Genomic DNA, 1149 nt, shown 5'->3' on the forward strand with positions numbered 1-1149 from the left:
CGATGCCGCTAAAGAAAGTACTCAACCCTGGTTGATGCATAGCACGTAATCCCACAGCCATACTGGCAACACACGCCACTGCGAACATACTGGCTGATGAAATTACCAAGTAGCTTGACCCAAGCTCAATCACCTCTTGGGAATCCGTGGTCAAGCCCATGATTGGCTGCGGGAAAAAGACGAATAAACAAACGGCCAGCGCGGCAAACACCATCGCAATCATCCAAGTCAGCGACGTACTTTGTCTTACGCCAATTTTGTCTCCCGCTCCCCAGTACTGCGCGGTAAGCAGTGCGCCACCCGTGGTCACCCCAACTAACATGATGGTGGTAACAAACGTCGCTCGAGCTGCGACTCCCACAGCGGCAATTTCGGCTTCACCAAGTTGCCCTAGCATCAATACATCGACTAGGCTTCGGCTGGAAAACATAATGCTTTGCAGCGTGATGGGAAGTGCTATTGCGAACAATCGACGCAAAAAGGCTTTATCTGCGTGAGTTGAGAGTTGAGATAGAAAAGTCACGAGCACTCCAACGACAACTTATTGATAGAATGGGGAAAGTGTCTCATGATTATACCCAGCGGTGATTTTTCCACCAGCAATAAAAGGACGGATAATGAAAAAGGTGTTGGTATTAGGTGCCTCTGGTTACATTGGTTCTCAGCTTCTTCCTCAACTGCTCGACAAAGGCTACAGCGTAACCGCAGCATCTCGACATATTGACTATTTGGAGTCTAGGACCAGCCCACATCCCAACCTTACACTGACTTACTTAGACTTGGCGGACGCAGAAAGTACACTTTCATTAGTTGATGACTTTGATTTAGTGTTCTTTCTGGTGCACGGCATGGCACAAGGTGATGATTTTGTTGAATACGAATTGAACCTTGCTTTGAACTTTAAATACGCATTGGAGCAAAGCCGTGTCAAACACGTTATTTATTTAAGTGCCATACAGCCACAAACTGGAAACTCGCGCCATTTAGCCGCTCGTAAAGCCACTGGAAAGATCATTCGACAATCCGGTGTTCCGGTGACAGAGTTACGTGCTGGTGTCATCATTGGTCCTGGCTCCGCCGCTTTCGAGATCATGCGAGATTTTGTCTACAACTTACCTATTTTGATTGCGCCTAAATGGGTCGACTCAA

At 47.5% G+C, this 1149-nt stretch carries 2 protein-coding genes; one reads left to right on the forward strand and one right to left on the reverse strand.

The features are described 5' to 3' along the window. Nucleotides 1–523: MATE family efflux transporter (locus R7Q38_RS24205; RefSeq protein ID WP_318114616.1), on the reverse strand; the 523-nt coding region annotated here is incomplete at its 3' end. A 94-nt stretch (nucleotides 524–617) separates the two neighbouring features. Here R7Q38_RS24205 and R7Q38_RS24210 point away from each other — a divergent pair. Beyond that, nucleotides 618–1149 (forward strand): NAD(P)H-binding protein (locus tag R7Q38_RS24210; protein ID WP_318114617.1); only part of this gene is annotated, 532 nt, incomplete at its 3' end.

It is taken from the genome of Vibrio sp. Vb0598, assembly GCF_033338935.1.
GTDB lineage: Bacteria > Pseudomonadota > Gammaproteobacteria > Enterobacterales > Vibrionaceae > Vibrio > Vibrio alginolyticus.